The 16,512-nt window shown below is 74.5% G+C and carries 14 protein-coding genes; 4 read left to right on the top strand and 10 right to left on the bottom strand.

Annotation, left to right across the window (positions count from 1 at the left end):
• Window positions 1–52: 52 nt before the first annotated feature.
• From G3T38_RS09800 to dapF, 6 genes are all read right to left on the bottom strand, one after another.
• Window positions 53–706 carry a hypothetical protein gene (locus G3T38_RS09800; protein ID WP_163772129.1) on the bottom strand — a complete coding sequence of 218 codons (654 nt, stop codon included), beginning with the start codon at window positions 704–706 and terminating at the stop codon, window positions 53–55.
• The gene (locus G3T38_RS09795) at window positions 703–1,143 is read right to left on the bottom strand and encodes a MarR family winged helix-turn-helix transcriptional regulator (protein WP_163772128.1); all 441 of its coding nucleotides are present in this window, start codon (window positions 1,141–1,143) and stop codon (window positions 703–705) included. The genes G3T38_RS09800 and G3T38_RS09795 overlap by 4 nt, the downstream gene beginning before the upstream one ends.
• Window positions 1,144–1,364: 221 nt before the next feature.
• The gene (secD, locus tag G3T38_RS09790) at window positions 1,365–3,803 is read right to left on the bottom strand and encodes a protein translocase subunit SecD (protein ID WP_163772127.1); all 2,439 of its coding nucleotides are present in this window, start codon (window positions 3,801–3,803) and stop codon (window positions 1,365–1,367) included.
• A gap of 126 nt (window positions 3,804–3,929) precedes the next feature.
• Entirely contained in the window at window positions 3,930–5,453 is a 1,524-nt protein-coding gene (gene hflX, locus G3T38_RS09785; RefSeq protein ID WP_163772126.1) for a GTPase HflX, read from the bottom strand.
• Between the two features lie 42 nt (window positions 5,454–5,495).
• Entirely contained in the window at window positions 5,496–7,145 is a 1,650-nt protein-coding gene (locus G3T38_RS09780; RefSeq protein ID WP_163772125.1) for an alkaline phosphatase D family protein, read from the bottom strand.
• A gap of 110 nt (window positions 7,146–7,255) precedes the next feature.
• Window positions 7,256–8,137, bottom strand: coding sequence for a diaminopimelate epimerase (dapF, locus tag G3T38_RS09775; protein WP_338037575.1), 882 nt, complete (start codon window positions 8,135–8,137; stop codon window positions 7,256–7,258).
• 182 nt (window positions 8,138–8,319) lie between these two features.
• Here dapF and G3T38_RS09770 point away from each other — a divergent pair, with 182 nt between their 5' ends.
• Window positions 8,320–9,645 (top strand): MFS transporter, encoded by a 1,326-nt coding sequence (locus G3T38_RS09770; RefSeq protein ID WP_163772123.1) that lies wholly within the window; start codon window positions 8,320–8,322, stop codon window positions 9,643–9,645.
• Here G3T38_RS09770 and G3T38_RS09765 read toward each other — a convergent pair.
• A complete protein-coding gene (locus G3T38_RS09765) occupies window positions 9,629–10,663 on the bottom strand; it encodes an AsnC family protein (protein WP_163772122.1) in 1,035 nt (344 codons plus the stop codon). The genes G3T38_RS09770 and G3T38_RS09765 overlap by 17 nt on opposite strands.
• Window positions 10,664–10,750: 87 nt before the next feature.
• Between G3T38_RS09765 and G3T38_RS21550 the strand changes: the two genes are divergently transcribed.
• Together G3T38_RS21550 and G3T38_RS09755 are read left to right on the top strand one after the other, a co-directional pair.
• Window positions 10,751–12,196: a M28 family peptidase gene (locus tag G3T38_RS21550; RefSeq protein ID WP_163772121.1), complete on the top strand. Its 1,446-nt coding sequence runs from the start codon at window positions 10,751–10,753 to the stop codon at window positions 12,194–12,196.
• Entirely contained in the window at window positions 12,193–13,242 is a 1,050-nt protein-coding gene (locus G3T38_RS09755) for a lipase family protein (RefSeq protein WP_163772120.1), read from the top strand. Before G3T38_RS21550 ends, G3T38_RS09755 begins: the two co-directional genes overlap by 4 nt.
• A gap of 12 nt (window positions 13,243–13,254) precedes the next feature.
• Here G3T38_RS09755 and G3T38_RS09750 read toward each other — a convergent pair whose 3' ends face one another.
• Complete coding sequence (locus G3T38_RS09750; protein ID WP_163772119.1) at window positions 13,255–13,866, bottom strand: TetR/AcrR family transcriptional regulator; 612 nt, start codon at window positions 13,864–13,866, stop codon at window positions 13,255–13,257.
• 69 nt (window positions 13,867–13,935) lie between these two features.
• Between G3T38_RS09750 and G3T38_RS09745 the strand changes: the two genes are divergently transcribed.
• Window positions 13,936–14,826 carry a sterol desaturase family protein gene (locus G3T38_RS09745; RefSeq protein WP_174267835.1) on the top strand — a complete coding sequence of 297 codons (891 nt, stop codon included), beginning with the start codon at window positions 13,936–13,938 and terminating at the stop codon, window positions 14,824–14,826.
• A 154-nt stretch (window positions 14,827–14,980) separates the two neighbouring features.
• Here G3T38_RS09745 and G3T38_RS09740 read toward each other — a convergent pair whose 3' ends face one another.
• Both G3T38_RS09740 and miaA read right to left on the bottom strand, forming a co-directional pair.
• Window positions 14,981–15,550 carry a dihydrofolate reductase family protein gene (locus tag G3T38_RS09740; RefSeq protein WP_163772117.1) on the bottom strand — a complete coding sequence of 190 codons (570 nt, stop codon included), beginning with the start codon at window positions 15,548–15,550 and terminating at the stop codon, window positions 14,981–14,983.
• On the bottom strand, window positions 15,547–16,485 hold the full coding sequence (miaA, locus tag G3T38_RS09735) for a tRNA (adenosine(37)-N6)-dimethylallyltransferase MiaA (protein ID WP_338037574.1): 939 nt from the start codon (window positions 16,483–16,485) through the stop codon (window positions 15,547–15,549). The genes G3T38_RS09740 and miaA overlap by 4 nt, the downstream gene beginning before the upstream one ends.
• Window positions 16,486–16,512 lie beyond the last annotated feature (27 nt).

Below are 16,512 nucleotides of genomic sequence, written 5' to 3'. Positions count from 1 at the left end.
AACCCTAGCCGCGGCGGCGCCGGTACGACGCGGCGCATCCACAGGCGGCCCCTCAGCCCCCCAGGCCCGCGCGCTGCCGCAGCTCGCGGGCCAGCACCCGCGGCTCGTCGGCCCACAGGCCCACCTCGACGACCTCGAGATCCCCCGTCCCGCGCAGGCCGGGGTGCGGGACGGTGAGCGGTCGGACCAGCCGGAGCTGCACGTTCGTCCCGCCCGACACCGCGACGCCCAGCCACGTGCCGGGCCCGCCGTCCGACGGGGCGTCCGTCCCGACGACCTGCGCGGACGACTCCAGCGGGCGCTCGGCGGTCGAGACGGACGCGATCGCGGCGTACGGGATCCCGAGGTCGAGGACCGGGCCGGAGCGCACGCGCAGCGCGTGCGCCGTCAGCAGGTGGGGGTGGGTGCGCACGCCCGCGAGCAGCCCGAGCATGAAGACGAGCCCCCACACCCCCAGCACCAGGACCGGCCACTGCACCCACGGCCAGCGGTGCAGCAGCACGTGGACGACCACCACCTCGACCGCCGAACCGATGACGAAGAGCCACATCATGGGGCCGCTGATCTGGCTGTACCCGACCGGCTCCGCACCCGTGGGGACGTCGGGGCGGCGCCGTGCCCAGCGCGCGATGCTGCGGTAGCCGCCCGCCTCCGACGCGAGCAGGCGGCGCACCACGACGCTCGCCGGGGCGCTCGTGGCACTCATCGCGCTCCCCCGGCCAGACGCTCGACCTCGTCAGCCAGCGCGGCCACGTCGTCGGCGAGGGCCGCGACCCTCCCCGCGGGCAGGACCCGGGCGAGCTGCCCGCCGAGCTCACGGCGGCCGGCCACCAGCCCGTCCGCGACCTCGCGACCCCGCGCCGTGAGGGTGACGATGCTCGCACGACGATCGGTCGGCTGCGGCTCCCGCGTGACGAAGCCGTCGCGCTCCAACGCGTCGACCAGACCGGTGACGTTGCGGGGCGTGACCTCCAGCTGCCGGGCCAACGCCTGCTGCGGCTGCGGACCGGACGTCACGAGCACCCCGACCAGGTGCGCCCGGGCCGGCGTGAGGCCGACTGCCGCGAGACCGGTCTCCATGTCGCGCTGGAGCGCGGTCGTGAGGCGGAGCACCGCGTCCAGGAGGCGTTCACCGTCGGTCATGGCGCGACCTTACCAACCGTGAAGATGCTTCACGTTGTGGTGGGATCACGGACGGTCAGTTCCCCGGTCAGCCGGGGAACCGACCGCTTGGCGTATCAACATTGATGGTCAAAGCGGCGTGTTCCCCGGTCGACCGGGGAAAGTGCCGCCCCCTCCCCCACCAACGCCAACAGCCCGCCCCGGGAGGGGCGGGCCGTGGGTACGACGCGGGGGGTGGTCCGTCAGACCACGGCGCCCGAGTCGTTCGGGTCGCGGCTGGTGCGCTCCTTCTTGTCGCGCGAGAACGGCGAGCGCTGGTTGAAGTACGTCAGCAGCGGTCCGGCGAGCAGCGTCGTGGACGCCGTGCCGAACAGCAGGCCGAGGAGCAGCGCGAGCGCGAAGTCCTGGAGCGAGTCGCCACCGAGGATGGTGAGCGCGGCCAGGATGAAGATCGAGCCGATGCCGGTGTTGACGGTGCGGGGCAGGGTCTCGATGACGGCGCGGTTCGTGACGTCGACGAAGTCCGGGTCCTCGACCTCGGCGGCCTGCTTCGTCAGCACGGTGCCGCCCTCGGCCGACTTCGCGTCCGCGTCGGCCGCTGCGGCGAGGCGGTCCTTGCGCGCCTGGCCGGTGGCCCACCACTTCTCGCGCACGCGGTCGAAGACGACGATCGTGTCGTTGATGGACAGACCGATGATGGTCAGCGCGGCGGCGAGGAACACGCCGTCGATGGGCTTGCCGAGCCACGCGAAGATGCCGACGACGAGGATGACGTCGTTGGCCATGGCCAGCGCCGCGGCCACGCCGAAGGTCCACTTGAACCGGATCGCCAGGTAGATCATCTGGGCGAGCAGGGCCAGCACGAGCGCGATGATCGCGTTGCGGAAGAGCTCCCCGCCGAGCGCGGCGCCCAGGCTGTCGTCGGAGACGACCTCGGCGACACCGACCTCCTGGTCGAGCGCCTCGCGGATCTGGCCCTCCTCGGCGTCGCTGATCCGGCCGGTGCGCACGGAGATGTCGCCGGCGTCGGCGGTCTGCACGACGGCCTCGGGGAACCCGGCGTCCGCGATGACCTCGCGGGCACGGTCGGGCGTGATGGCCTGCTCCGTCGCGTACACGACGTTGCGGCCGCCCGTGAACTCCAGGCCGAGGTTGAGGCCCTGGGTCGCGATGCCGGCGACGGCGATGATGCACGCGGTGAGCGAGCCGAGCACGAACACCTTGCGGCGCTGGATGAGGCGCGGGTTCTTGCGCTCGAGCCACAGCCGCACCCGGCCGACGGACGCGAGGCCGGTGACCTTCGGGTTGCGGTTCACCCAGCGCGACGACACGCCGGCCGTCGTCAGGATGCGGGCGATGACGAGCGCCGAGATCATCGACGCCACGGTGCCGATGATGAGGGTGACACCGAAGCCCTGCACCGGGCCGGAGGCCAGGAACACCAGCAGGATCGCCGCGAGCAGCGTCGTCACGTTGGAGTCGAGGATGGCGGTGAACGCCTTGTTGAAGCCCACCTGGAGCGCTCTGCGGAGGCCCGCCGCCCGGTTCGCGGCGAACTCCTCCCTCGCTCTCTCGAAGACGAGCACGTTGGCGTCGATCGCGAGTCCGATGGCGAGCACGAATCCGGCGAGACCCGGCAGCGTCAGGGTCGCGCCGAGGAAGACGAGCATCGCGTAGGAGATGAGCGCGTAGGTCGCGAGCGCGATCGTCGCGAGGAAGCCGACGAAGCGGTAGACGAAGATGACGAACAGGCCCGTCAGCGCGACACCGATGATGCCGGCCTCGGCGGACGACTTGATGGCCGAGTTGCCGAGCGTGGGGCCGATGGTGCGGACGTCGGGCGCGATGTCGTCGCCGTCCGCCTCGCCGGCGATGCGCAGGGGCAGGGAGCCGCCCTCGATGAGCACGGCGAGGTCGTCGGCCTCGCCCTGGCTGAAGCTGCCGGTGATCTGCGTGGAGCCCGTGATGGAGCCGCCGCAGGGGATGGTGACCTCGGGTGAGGAGATGGGCTCGTCGTCGAGGAGGATCGCGATCCGGTTCGCCGGGTTCTGCGCGCAGGCGGCGGCCTTGCTGAGCTCGCCGAAGGCGTCGGAGCCGGAGCTCGAGAAGTCGACGGTCACGGCCCAGTCGACCTGGTTCTGCGGCTGCTCGGCCTGGGCGCCGGTGATCTCGTTGCCCTTGAGGGCCACCGGGCCCACGACGAGGCCCTGTCCCTGCTCGTCGGTCACGGCGCACTCCTGCGCCTCCGCGTCGGTGGAGTCGTCCTCGCGCGCGGCCGCTGCGGCCTCGGCGCACTCGGGGACCGTGCCGGCGTCGGCCTGCGAGAACGCGCGCACGACCGGCCGCACCTCGAGCTGCGCGGTCTGGCCGAGCACCTCCAGCGCCTCGTCGGGGTTCTCGACGCCGGGCAGCTCGATGATGATCCGGTTCGAACCGGACCGCACGACGGTCGACTCGCTGACACCGAGGCCGTCGACGCGCTGGCGGAGCACCTCGACCACCTGGTCGACGTCACCGGCGGTGGGGTCCTCCCCCGCCTTGTCGGACAGCACGGTCAGCGTGATCTGGCTGCCGCCCTCGAGGTCGATGCCCAGCCGGGGCTCGATCTTCCACGCGGCCGCCGCACAGGCGGCGAGCAGCGCGACCACGAACAGCAGTCGGAGGATGATTCCGCGAGACATGCACTACCTGCTCTGACGAGGGCCGACGAGGACGCAAACGGATGAAAGGTTACAGACCCTCCGCCGCGCCGTGGCATCGGCAGCGCCGCGCGTCCCCACGCTCCCCGGACGGGCCGGGGAGCGGGCTCACCCCGCGGCGTACGGCGCGAGCTCGCCCGCGAGGGACGCGTTCGCGCGGCCGGAGACGCGCGTGCCGTCCCCGGTGTGCTCGAGCTGGTCGATCTCCGCGTGCTGGTGGATGCGGTTCATGAGGTCGCCCCGTGCGTAGGGCACCAGCGCATCGAACGGCTCCGCCGGGTGGGGCAGCTCGCCCTCGACGACGCGGAGCGCCTCGGCGATGCCCTCGCCGGTGCGGGCGCTGACGACCACGAGGTGCGGTTCCCGCTGCCGCAGGCGCGCGAGCGCGATCTCGTCGGCGATGTCGGCCTTGTTGACGATGAGCAGCTCGGGCACCTTGTCGGCCCCGATCTCGGCGAAGACCTCGCGCACGGCGGCGATCTGGCCCTCGGGGTCGGGGTGCGACCCGTCGACGACGTGGAGGATGAGGTCGGAGTCGGCGACCTCCTCCAGGGTCGAGCGGAACGCCTCGACGAGCTGGTGGGGCAGGTGGCGCACGAAGCCGACGGTGTCGGACATCGTGTAGACCCGGCCGTCGGACGTCGTCGTGCGGCGCGTCGTCGGGTCGAGCGTCGCGAACAGGGCGTTCTCGACGAGCACGCCGGCGTCGGTCAGCCGGTTGAGCAGCGAGGACTTGCCGGCGTTGGTGTAGCCCGCGATCGCGACGCTGGGGATCTGGTTGCGCCGACGCTCCGAGCGCATCGTGTCGCGCGTGCCCTTCATCTGGGCGAGCTGGCGCCGCAGCTTGGCGATCTTCGTGTTGATGCGACGGCGGTCCGTCTCGATCTTCGTCTCACCGGGACCACGGCCACCGATGCCCGCGCCGCCGGCGACCCGGCCACCGGCCTGGCGCGAGAGGTTGCCGCCCCAGCCGCGCAGGCGCTGCTTCATGTAGCTCAGCTGCGCGAGCTCGACCTGCGCCTGGCCCTCGCGGCTCTTCGCGTGCTGGGCGAAGATGTCGAGGATCAGCGCCGTGCGGTCGACGACCTTGACCTTGAGGCGGTCCTCCAGGTTGCGCAGCTGGCTGGGCGCCAGCTCGCCGTCACAGATGACGGTGTCGGCGCCGGTGGCCTGCACGATCTCGGCGATGCCCTCGACCTTGCCCCGACCGACGTACGTCGCGGGGTCGGGGCTCTGCCGGCGCTGGTAGAGCGCCTCGAGCACCTCGGAGCCCGCCGTCTCGGCGAGCAGGGCCAGCTCGGCCATGGAGTTCTCGGCGTCGGCGACGGAGCCCTCGGTCCAGACGCCGACGAGCACGACGCGCTCGAGGCGGAGCTGCCGGTACTCGACCTCGGTGATGTCCTCGAGCTCGGTGCGCAGGCTGGCCACGCGCCGCAGCTGGTGGCGCTCGGCGAGGTCCATCGCGCCGGTCGTCAGGTCCTCGGGGTCGGGGCCGTCGGCCGGCACGACGTCCTCGACGAGGTCGTCGGGCTCCTCGGGCTCGTCGGCGTACCCGGAGACGAAGTCGTCGTCGTCCCAGTCGGAGGTGGCCGCCAGCTCGGCGGAGAGCGAGAAGTCAGGTGCGTTGCTCATACGCCCACCAGAGTAGGTCGCCCGCCCCACCTGCGCGACGGGTTAAGCCGGAGGCGTAACGGGATCCACCGGATCGAGGTCCACCGACCACAGCACCGTGCCGGCCGCGTCGCGCAGCTCGACCCGCAGGCGGCCGTCCGCGTCGATCTCGCCCCACCCGACGTACGTCTGGTCGGGCCGCGGCGCGCGGCGGTGGTCGACCGTGTTGCCCTTGACGTAGAGCTGCGTCGCGCCGAAGGTGCGGTCCGGCTCCTTCGTCCCGAACGCGCAGGCCGCCAGCGGCCCCGAGATGAACTCCCAGAAGGGGTCGAAGTCGGCGTACGTCGCGTCGGCCGGGTCGAAGCGGTGCGCGGCGGTGAAGTGCACGTCCGCGGTGATCCACACGACGTTCCGCACGCCCGCCGCCTTGAAGGCCGACAGGATCCGCGCCAGCTCGTGCTCGCGTCCGCGGGGTGCGCCGTGGTCGCCGTTGCCGTAGCCGTCGAGGTCCTGCTGGCGGCGCGGGGCGAGCCCGATGGGCTGGTCGGCCGAGATGACCTTCCACGTGGCGCGCGAGGCGGTGACCTCGCGGATGAGCCACTCCGTCTGCTCCTCGCCGAGCAGCGCCGGCTCGCCCTCGGTCGTGCCCGCGTAGTTGGCACCGCGGAACGTGCGCTGGTCGAGGCAGAAGACGTCGAGGTGCGCCCCGCGGGGCACCTTGCGGTAGAGGCCCTTCTCCGCGAAGCCGGTCGACCCGCGGCCCAGCAGGTGGGCCTCGCCGATCGGCATGTGCTCCTGGAAGGCCTGCCGAGCCATGCGCGCGAGCACGTCGACCCGGCGCTCGTCGGTGTAGCGGAACGTCGTCGTGTCGTCGGTCAGGACCTCGCCGGGATACCAGTTGTTGGTCGTCTCGTGGTCGTCCCACTGCGCGATGACGGGCGTGGTGGCGTGCAGCCGCCGCACGTTCTCGTCGAGCAGCACGTAGCGGTACCGCCCCCGGAACTCCGCCAGCGTCTGCGCGGGCCGCTGCACGTGCTCCGTCACGACGTTGCGCCACACCGACCCGTCGACCTCGACCATCGTGTCGGTGATCGGCTCGTCGGCGTAGATGTTGTCGCCGCAGTGGATGAAGACGTCGGGGCGGAGGTCGGCGACCGCGCCGTACCCGAGCAGACCGCCCGCGTCGGGACTGATGCCGTAGCCCTGGCCGCAGGTGTCGCCGGACCACGCGAACGTCGTGCGCGCCGGGGTGTCCGAGGGCGTCGTGAAGCTGACGTGGGTCGGGTCGCTCTCCGTGCCGTCGGAGCCGGCGAACCAGAGGTCGGCCTCGTAGTCGCGCCCCGGTTCGAGGCCCGCCAGCGAGACGCGGGCGGTGAAGTCGGTGTCCGCGGTGCCGGCCGGCCCGACCCGCGTGCCGATCACCCGGCTGCCGCTGCGCAGGCGCACCTGGAGCTGGCCCGGCGCCGTCCCGCGCGCCCACAGCACACCGGACGTCGGCGTGACGTCGCCGGTCTGCGCGTGGGTGATCGCGTCGCGGCTGCGCACGAGCCCGGGAGTGCTCCGCGGGACCGGCCGGCTCGTGACCCGCGCCTGCACCGCGTCGCCGTCGACGGGCGGCCGACCGAGGAGCACACCTCCCACCACGCCGCCGCCGAGGGCGAGCACGCCCCGCCGCTGGATGACCGACTGCCCGAGAAGCCGTGACCTCGACACGCACCGCAGCCCACCGGCGGGCGGTGAACCCCGGGTGTCGGGCGCGCCTCGGCGCCCCGGCGGACGGCTGAACGGCCCCCGCGCCCTCAGCCCGGTCGTCAGCCCGGCGGTCAGCCCAGGGTGGTGAAGCCCTCCGCGACGATCTCGGCGGGGCCGGTCAGCACCACGTCGCCGGCGGAGGTCCACGTGAGGTCGAGCTCGCCGCCCGGCACGTCGACGCGGTAGACGACGGGCGCGGCCGGCGGGGTGCCGTCGGCGGGGACGGCGCCGTCGGCGAGCGCGCTCGCGACCATGACGGCCGCGGCGCCCGTGCCGCACGACAGCGTCTCCCCCGACCCGCGCTCGTGGACGCGCATGGCCACATGGCGCTCGCCGCGGCGCACGACGAACTCGATGTTGACGCCGGTCGGGTAGACGCCCGCGTCGTACACCGGCTCGCTCAGCAGCGACCCCGCCTCCGCGAGGTCGTCGACGAAGGCGACCGCGTGCGGGTTGCCCATGTCGACGCCCGTCGTCGGGAGCGTCGCGCCGGTGTCGCGGACGGTCACCTCGGAGGCGGGGAGGCGTCGGGGCGCGCCCATCGACGCGCTGATCCGCCCGTCGGGCTCCACGGCGACGGCCAGCACGCCGGCGCGGGTGGCGATCCGGAGCGGTGCCGAGGCGTCGACGCCCTCCCGCTCGACGAGCCACCGGGCGAAGACGCGGATGCCGTTGCCGCACATCTCCGCGATCGACCCGTCGGCGTTGCGGTAGTCCATGAACCACTCGGCCTCGTCCCGCGCCGCCACGGCGGCGGGGTCGGCGGTCGCGGCGGTGCGCACGACCCGGAGGATCCCGTCGCCGCCGATCCCGGCCCGGCGATCGGTCAGCGCCCGCACGCCCGCGGCGTCGATCGTCTCGTGCCGGTCGCCCTCGGCGTCCGGGAGGATGACGAAGTCGTTCTGGGTGCCGTGGCCCTTGGCGAAGGGGTACGGCGCGTGCGTGCGGGTCACGCCACCGATGGTCCCACGGGCCTGGGGACCGGGCCCAGCGGACGGACCAGCGCACGGCCGGCGCGACGGCATCCCGGCCCGTGGGCGGCGTCAGCGACCGATCCGCCCGCGGCGGGGTGCCCCGGTGACGGATCCCCGACGCACGCACCGGGGCCACGTCACGTCGCTCCTAGCATCCGAGCATGACGGCGCTCCCCCGCAGGACCCGCGCGGGCTACGCCCTCGCCGGGGTCTCCACCGGCACCTACGGCACGGTCCCGGGGCTGCTCCTCATGCCGTACCTGACCGACGAGCTCGGGGTGCAGGCCGCCGTCGCGGGGCTGGTGGTGCTCGCCCCGAAGGCGCTCGACGTCGTGCTCAACCCGGTCGCCGGGCGGATCAGCGACCGGTCGTCCCGGGCGGACCGACGTCGCCCCTTCGTGGTGCGCGCCGGCATCGTCATGGCCCTCGCCTTCGCGGCCCTCTTCGCCGCCCCCGTGTCCGGGCCCGTGGCCGCCACCGTGTGGGCCCTCGGCTGCTCGCTGGTCGCCGCCGCGGCGTACGCCTTCTTCTTCGTCCCGTTCCTCGCCATGTCCGCGGAGATCACCGACGACTACGACGAGCGCACACGGCTGATGACCGGGCGCGTCGTGGTCATCACCCTCGCGATCCTCCTCGCCGGCGGCTCCGCGCCGCTGCTGGTCGACGCCGTCGGCGGGGTCGCGGGCTACCGGACGATGGGCCTGGTGATGGCGCTCGTCATCGCCGCGGGCACCGCCGCGTTCGCGTGGGGCACCCGGGGCGCGCCGCTGCGCCGCACCCCCGCGACCACCGGGTCGTTGCGCACCCAGCTCGCGGTGGCCCTGGCCTCGCCCCACGCCCGCACCCTCCTCCTGGCCTTCGTGCTGCAGGCGGCGGCCATGGGCACCGTGCTCGCGGGCATCGTCTACGCGGCCCGCACCCTCGTCGGCGATCCCGCCTTCGCGACCTGGGCCTTCGTGGCGTTCGTGGGCCCGGCCGTGGTGGTCGCTCCCCTGTGGCAGCGGGTCGCGCTGCGCGTGGGCAAGAAGGACGCCTTCACCCTGGCGACGCTCGTGCTCGCCGTCGGGCTCGGGACGCTCCTGCTCGCCCGGGACGGCGGGACGGTGGCGCTGCTCGTGGGGGCGGGGGTCGTCGGGGTGGGGTACGCCGGGGGCCAGCTCCTGCCCCTCGCGATGCTGCCCGACCTCGCCGCCCACGACGCCGCCGCGTCGGGCGAGGACCAGGCCGGGACGCTGAGCGGTGTCTGGTCGGGCTGCGAGCTGCTGGGCTATGCGCTCGGGCCGGCGCTCTTCGGCCTCGTGCTCACGCTCGGCGGCTACACCTCGGCCAGCGGCGGCGGGGCGGAGCAGACCGACGCCGCCCGGCTGGCGGTGGCGCTGGGGATCTCCCTCGTGCCGGCGACGCTCGTCGTGCTGAGCCTCGTGCCGCTGCGGCGCTACCGCCTCGACGACGCGCTGCGCGAGGGCGGGGTCACCACGCCGGCGTGACGTGGCCCCGCGACCGACCGTCGACGTCGAGCAGGTGACCGTTGCGCTTGCGGGCGCGCACGACGGTGGTGCGCCCCACCACCTCGACCGCGCCTCCCCAGCCGCGCTCGAGCTCGGGGAGGCGCTCCAGCGTCGCGGTGCGCAGCGCGACGAGGAGCGGCGCGTCGTCGACCAGCTCGGCGACGCGGTGGACGGCCGGGTCGCGCACGACGCGGGCGAGGGCCCCCTCGCGGTCGTCGCCCACGGCCCGGGCGGTGAGGAGCACGCCCCGTCCGAGACCCACGGCGGGCATGGCGACGTCGCAGCCGAAGCGGAGCGCCCCGGCGCGGGCCACCCGCGCCAGGGCCCGACGTGCCGTCGCCTCGGAGACGCCCAGCCGGCGACCGAGCGCGGCGTGGGAGGTGCGCACGTCGTCGCGCAGCACCGCCGCGACCTCGTCGACGAGCGCGCCGGGCGTGGTCGCGGGGCCCGGCCCCGGTTGCCCCGACGGGCCGGTCGGGCCTGCCGCGCCGGTCGCGCCGGTCGGGCCCGCCGGCGGCTCCAGCACCCGCAGCTGCCGGGGCGCCAGCACCCGCAGGCGCCAGGTCGAGTCCTCGCGGAGCACCCGCTGCGCCAGCGCGACGTGCTCGAGCGGGGCGTCCTCCGCCTCCTGCTCCCGGACCCGGGCCGCGAGCGCCGCCAGCCCGGCGTCGCCGGCGGCGACGGCGACGAGCCCGAGCGGCGTCTCGTCGACCCCGAGCACCCACGGGAGTGCGCACCAGCGGTCCGCGACGGCGTCGAGCGCTCCCGGCCCGGGGCGCACCCGCACGACGGCGACGTCCGCCGTGCGCGACCACTGCTCGGGGGTCGGCCACACGGTCCACCACGCCAGCCGCTCGGCCGCGAGCCGGTCCCAGTGCCGCGCCGCGGTCGCGGCGTCCACGCCGACGGCGGCGCCGACCTGGGTCCACGGCGCACGAGGGGCGACCTGGAGGGCGTGGACGACGGCGAGGTCGACCTCGTCGAGCAGCTCGGTCATGTGACGGATACTAGGTGCTCACGCCGCAGGCATGACGGATTCGGTGCAGACCGTGGCTACGACCCGTCGCAGACCTAGGCTCGCGGCGTGCACCTCGACGGCGACAGCATCCTCGACACGGTCCGCGACCTCGTCGCGCTCGCCCCGCGCGCGACCGGGACCCCCGGCGGGCGCGCTGCCGCGGCGTACGTCGAGGGGCGGCTCGCCGCCGCCGGCCTGCGGACCGAGGTGCTCGAGGTGCCGTCGTACGCCTGGCGGGCCACCGACTGCCGGCTCACCGTCGACGGCGACCCGGTCGAGTGCGCACCGATCCTGCACTCGGCGCTGCCGGCGCACGACGCCGTCGGCCCGCTCGGCGGCACCGTCCGCGGGCGGGTCGTCGACATCGGCGCGGACCCCGCCGTGCTGCGCCGACCCGGCGGGCTCCCGGGCGCCTCGGCCCGCGGCGCCGTCGTGCTCTTCGACCTCTCCTTCGACATGGCGCTCTGGTCGCTGCTGCCGGTGACGGAGTGGTTCCACGACCCGGGTCGCCGGGTGCTGCGCCGCGAGGTGATGAGCAGCCGGAACCCCTACGTCACGTCGCTGACGCGCGTCGTGGCGGCGGCCCGGGAGGCGGGGGCCGCCGCGGTCGTGGGCGTGCTGCGGGACTACCCGGAGTCGGTGCGCTACCACAACGAGTACTACCGACGGCACCTCCTCGACCTGCCCGGCGCCTGGATCACCGCCGCCACCGGCGCACGGCTGCGCGCGCGCCTGCGTGCCGGGTCCACCGCCGAGCTCGTGCTGCCCGTGGAGCGCGACGAGGTCACCTCGCAGACGGTGCTCGGACTGCTCCCGGGACGCAGCCGGGAGACGGTCATGGTGCAGTCGCACCACGACTCGGTCGGCCCCGGCGCCGTGGAGGACGCGACGGGGACCGCGGAGGTGATCGCCCTCGCCAAGCACCTCGCCGCCCGCGTCCGCGCCGGGTGGCGTCCCCGCAAGAACGTGCTGTTCACGACCTTCGACACGCACTTCACGGGCTACCAGGCCCACCAGGAGCTCACCCGCCGCTACGTGCTGGACCCGGCCTCGCCGTACGACATCGTGCTCAACCTGACCATCGAGCACGTGGGGCGGCGGGCCCGACGCGGCGCGGACGGCGGCTTCGAGACCCTGGAGGCGACCGAGCCCCGGGGGCTCTTCGAGAACCTCAACCCGTGGTGGAAGGTGCAGCTCGTGCGCGCGCTGCGGCGCCACGGCGTGCACAGCACGAGCCTGCTCAACGCGGCGCCGTTCGAGCTGTCCCGCACGGGCATCCCGACCGACGCGTCCTTCACGCTCCTGGCGGGCGTGCCGACGGTCAGCCTCATCTCGGGGCCGCTCTACCTGTACGACGACGCCGACACCCTCGACAAGGTCGACGTCGACCAGCTCGAGCCCGTGGCCCGCTTCTTCGCCGACCTCCTGGAGCGCGCCGACCGCGCGCCCGGCCAGCGGATCGGTCTCGTGCCGGCCCGCCTGCGCCGTCGGCTGCCCCGGGGGCGCTGGTGATCCCCGGACGCGTCGTGCGCTTCGCCTCCCACGACGTGCGGGGGGCCGCGGTCGAGCAGACCGGGCTGCTGCACCTGCCGGCCACCCCGCCCCCGCCGGGCGGCTGGCCCTACGCCGTGTACGGCCACATGACGACCGGCGGCGGCGACCGCTCCGCGCCGAGCGCCTGCACGCCGGAGCACCCGGAGCGGAGGCGGATGACGCAGGGCGACGAGGTCTGCCGGGGGCTCCTCGCGCACGGCGTGGCGGTGCTGCGTCCCGACTACGAGGGCATCGGGAGCCCCGGTCCGCACCCCTACCTCATCGGCGCGTCGCTCGCCCGCTCCGTGCTCGACATGGCGGCCGCCCGGCGCGCGCTGGACCCACGCATCGGGGACGCCTGGGTGGCGGTCGGCCACTCCGAGGGCGCCGTCGCGGTGCTGCACGCGGCGGCCCGGGCGCGCCTCGACCACCGGAGCGGGCACGACCTGCGCGGCGTCGCGGCCCTCACCCCGGTCACCCGGATGGACCGCACCATCGGCCTCGCCAGCCGCGTGCGCGTGCGCGCGCCCGGCACCGGTGTCGTCACGGCCCTGACCGGCCTCATGCTGCGGGGAGCGACCACGGTCGACCCGGCGCTCGAGGACCTGCTGCTCGACGGCGGCCTGTCCCCGTCGGCGCGGGCCCGGTGGCACCACCTCGACGAGCGCTGCCTCGTCGAGCTGGCGGAGGGGACGTCGTGGGGCGGCCTGGCGCCGGCCGCCGTCTGGGGTCCCCGCGGGGCCACCGCCCGCGCCGCCCTCCTCGCCCGCCTGCGCGCCGAGGACGTGCGCCACCTCGTGCTGCCCCGCGTCCCGGTGCGGATCGACCTCGGCCTCCTCGACGAGGTCGCCCCGGCTCCCCTCACCGCCGCCCTCGTCCGGCGCTGGCGGGCGGACGGGGTGCCCGTGACCGCCCGCGCCTGGCCGACCCACCACTCGGGCGTGCTGGCGCCACGGCACGCACCAGCGGCGGTCGTGGCGTGGGTGCGCCGGGTGCTCGACTCAGCCCCGGCCGGCCGGGGCTGAGCAGCCGGCCGCTCAGCGCACGTCGACGAGCGCGCCCACCACCCGCTCGGCGCGGGCGAGCACCGCGGCGCCGCCCTCGTCGGGGTGGTCCGCCCACCAGCGCATCACCGTGTCGAGGATGCCGACCCAGACCTGCACCATGAGGTCGAGGTCGACCGGGTCGGTGTCACCGGCGAGGCGCAGCATCTCCCCCACGCCCTCGACGGCCCGCGCGTGCAGCCGGACGGTGTGGCGACGCGCGGCCTCGGCGGCCGGGCCGACGCTCGGCGCCGTGGGGTCGAACAGCACCCGCCACAGGTGGGGCCGCCCGTCGAGTGCCTCGGTCAGCCCGGCGACCGTGAGGAGGCCGCGTTCGAGCCCGACGGCCCCGAGGGCGGCGCTGCGCTCGACCTCGTCGGCGACGACGGACCCGGCGTGGTCGACGCACGCGGCGTACAGGCCCTCCTTGGAGCCGAAGTAGCTGTAGACCATCGGCTTCGAGATGCCCGCCCCGCGCGCGATCGCGGCGACGGAGGCGGCAGCGAAGCCCACGCGGCCGAGCTCGTCGAGCGCCGCCTCGAGGATCTGGGCCTCCCGCTCGGCCCGCGGCACACCCTTGGTCCCGGTGCGGGGAGCGGCGGTCATGCGGCAACCCTAGCCAGGGGAACTGACCTGGAGGTAAGTTACCGCGAAGTCATATCCCGGAGGTGCGTGATGCAGGACGTGCTGGACCCCCTGAAAAACCCCGTCACCTGGGCGGCACCGTTCTTCGTGCTGACGATCCTGGTGGAGCTGGCGGCGCTGCGCTGGCTCGACCACGACGACAACGTGACGGGCTACGCGCTCAAGGACGCCCGCGCGTCGATCTCCATGGGCGTCGTCTCGCTGGTCTTCCTCACCCTCTTCAAGGTCGTCTCGTTCGTCGGGTTCGTGGCGGTCTACGCCTACGTCGCGCCGTTCCACCTGCCGACCGACACGTGGTGGTACTGGGTGCTCGTCGTGCTCGGCGTCGACCTCGGCTACTACTGGCACCACCGCTTCAGCCACCGCGTCCGCATCGCGTGGGCCGGCCACCAGGCCCACCACTCGAGCGAGTTCATGAACTTCGGCACGGCGCTGCGCCAGAAGTGGAACCCCTGGTTCGAGTTCTTCTTCTGGCTCCCCCTGCCGCTGCTGGGGTTCGCGCCGTGGACGTTGTACGTCGCGTTCGGCCTCAACCTCGTCTACCAGTTCTACGTGCACACCGAGCTGGTCGAGAAGCTCCCGCGGCCCGTCGAGCTCGTCATGAACACGCCGTCGCACCACCGGGTCCACCACGGCTCCGACCCCGAGTACCTCGACAAGAACTACGGCGGCATCCTCATCGTCTGGGACCGGCTGTTCGGCACCTTCGCCGAGGAGCACCGACGCCCCCGCTACGGCCTGACCACGAAGGTCGAGACGTTCAACCTGCTCGAGCTGCAGTACGGCCACTACCGCGAGATCTGGGCCGACCTGCGCGGCGCGCGCACCTGGCGCGAGCGGTGGGGGTACGTCGCGGGCCCGCCCGGCTGGACCCCCGAGCGCGGCACGCCGACGCCGGCCGAGCGGGCCGCGCAGCCGTAGGCGGGTGGGCCCGGCACTTTCCCCGGTCGACCGGGGAAGGTGTCACTGAGCGCATCAAATTTGATGGTCGAAGCGACACTTTCCCCGGTCGACCGGGGAAATTCCCCCCCTGCGCGGCCGTAGGACACGTGCGCGCAGCGGCCGCCGTGACGCCTCAGCGCACGACGTCGTACGTCGCGACGACGAAGTCGCGGTTGCGGCCGGTCTCCCGCAGCGCGAGCTCGAGCCGCCGCGGGAGGACCGGGGCGCCCGACCCGAGGACGCACGGCGCGTAGGAGAGCACGACCCGGTCGAGCAGCCCCAGGTCGGCGACGCGCCCCGCCAGCTCGCCGCCACCGACGACCCACACGCCGGCGCGGGCGAGCGCCGCAGCAGCAGCCACGGCCTCGACGTGGATCGCGCGCAGGGCCTCGTCGTCGTCCGCGGCGACGAACCGGAGGTCGGCCTCCGCCCACGCCGACGGCCGGGCCGCGGCCAGCTCGTCGGCCCGGTGCGTCAGCACCCACGTCGGCACCGCGTAGGGCCACGCCTCTTCTCCGGCGTTCCGCACGAGCCAGGCGTAGGTGGACGCCCCCATGAGGAGGGCACCGACGTCCACCATGAACGCGGCGTGGCTGCCGAGCCCGTCGGGATCCATGTCGCGGCTGAGCAGCCAGTCGAGCGAGTGGTCGGGCGTCGCGATGAAGCCGTCGAGGCTGGACGCGGTGTAGTAGGTGGTGGTCACGGACCGATCCTCTCGTCGAGCGCGCGCACCGCGGCGATGGCGCGATCCACCCGGTCGTCCGCGTCGTACCCGACCCAGACGATCCGGGGGTCCTTGCGGAACCACGCGTCCTGGCGGCGCGCGAAGCGCCGCGTCGCGACCACGGTGCGGGCGCGGGCCTCGTCGAGCGACAGCTCCCCGGCCAGGTGGGCCGCCACCTCGCGGTAGCCGATCGCGCGGGGGGCCGTCAGCCCGTCCGCCAGGCCGCGGGCGAGCAGGCGCTCGACCTCCGCGACGAGGCCGTCCTCGAACATCCGGTCCACGCGTTGCTCGATCCGCGCGTCGAGCGTGGGCCGGTCGATGTCGACGCCGACCTGGAGGGTGCGGGGGTCGACGTGCTCGAGCCGCGGGAGGGAGGCACTGAAGGGGCGCCCGGTCAGCTCGCCGACCTCGAGCGCCCGCACGACGCGCCGCCCGTTCTCCGGGACGATGCCCGCCGCGGCGTCCGGGTCGCGCTCGGCGAGCAGCCGGTGGAGCGCCGGCGCGCCGACCTCGGCGAGCCGCGCCTCATAGCGCGCCCGCACCGCCGGGTCGGTGCCCGGGAAGTCGAAGCGGTCGAGCACGGCGCGGGTGTAGAGGGCCGAGCCGCCGACGAGCACGGGCACCCGGGCGCGGGCGCGCAGATCGGCGATCACCGACCGCGCGAGGGCCTGGAAGTCGGCCACGCTGGCGGGCTCCGTGACGTCGAGCAGGTCGAGCAGGTGGTGGGGCACGCCGCGGCGCTCGGCGGCGCTGGCCTTGGCCGTGCCGATGTCCATCCCGCGGTAGAGCTGCATCGCGTCGGTGTTGACGACCTCCCCGCCCAGGCGCTCGGCGAGGGCCACCGAGAGGGCCGTCTTGCCGGCCGCCGTGGCGCCCACCACAGCCACGATCGGCGGCGGGATCGGTGCGGGCACGCTGGCTATCCTTCCAGCACCCGACCT

Origin of the sequence: Nocardioides zeae (genome assembly GCF_010686755.1) — a bacterium.
Taxonomy (GTDB): domain Bacteria; phylum Actinomycetota; class Actinomycetes; order Propionibacteriales; family Nocardioidaceae; genus Nocardioides; species Nocardioides zeae.
Note: the sequence above shows the minus strand (reverse complement) of the source record. Positions and strands in the feature narration are given on the sequence as shown.

Excerpts from the sequence above, each read along its gene's own strand:
- secD (WP_163772127.1), bottom strand. The coding sequence starts at position 3,803 with ATGTCTCGCGGAATCATCCTCCGACTGCTGTTCGTGGTCGCGCTGCTC.
- G3T38_RS09745 (WP_174267835.1), top strand. The coding sequence starts at position 13,936 with ATGCAGGACGTGCTGGACCCCCTGAAAAACCCCGTCACCTGGGCGGCA.
- G3T38_RS09770 (WP_163772123.1), top strand. The coding sequence starts at position 8,320 with ATGACGGCGCTCCCCCGCAGGACCCGCGCGGGCTACGCCCTCGCCGGG.
- G3T38_RS09750 (WP_163772119.1), bottom strand. The coding sequence starts at position 13,866 with ATGACCGCCGCTCCCCGCACCGGGACCAAGGGTGTGCCGCGGGCCGAG.
- hflX (WP_163772126.1), bottom strand. The coding sequence starts at position 5,453 with ATGAGCAACGCACCTGACTTCTCGCTCTCCGCCGAGCTGGCGGCCACC.
- G3T38_RS09795 (WP_163772128.1), bottom strand. The coding sequence starts at position 1,143 with ATGACCGACGGTGAACGCCTCCTGGACGCGGTGCTCCGCCTCACGACC.
- G3T38_RS09800 (WP_163772129.1), bottom strand. The coding sequence starts at position 706 with ATGAGTGCCACGAGCGCCCCGGCGAGCGTCGTGGTGCGCCGCCTGCTC.
- G3T38_RS09765 (WP_163772122.1), bottom strand. The coding sequence starts at position 10,663 with ATGACCGAGCTGCTCGACGAGGTCGACCTCGCCGTCGTCCACGCCCTC.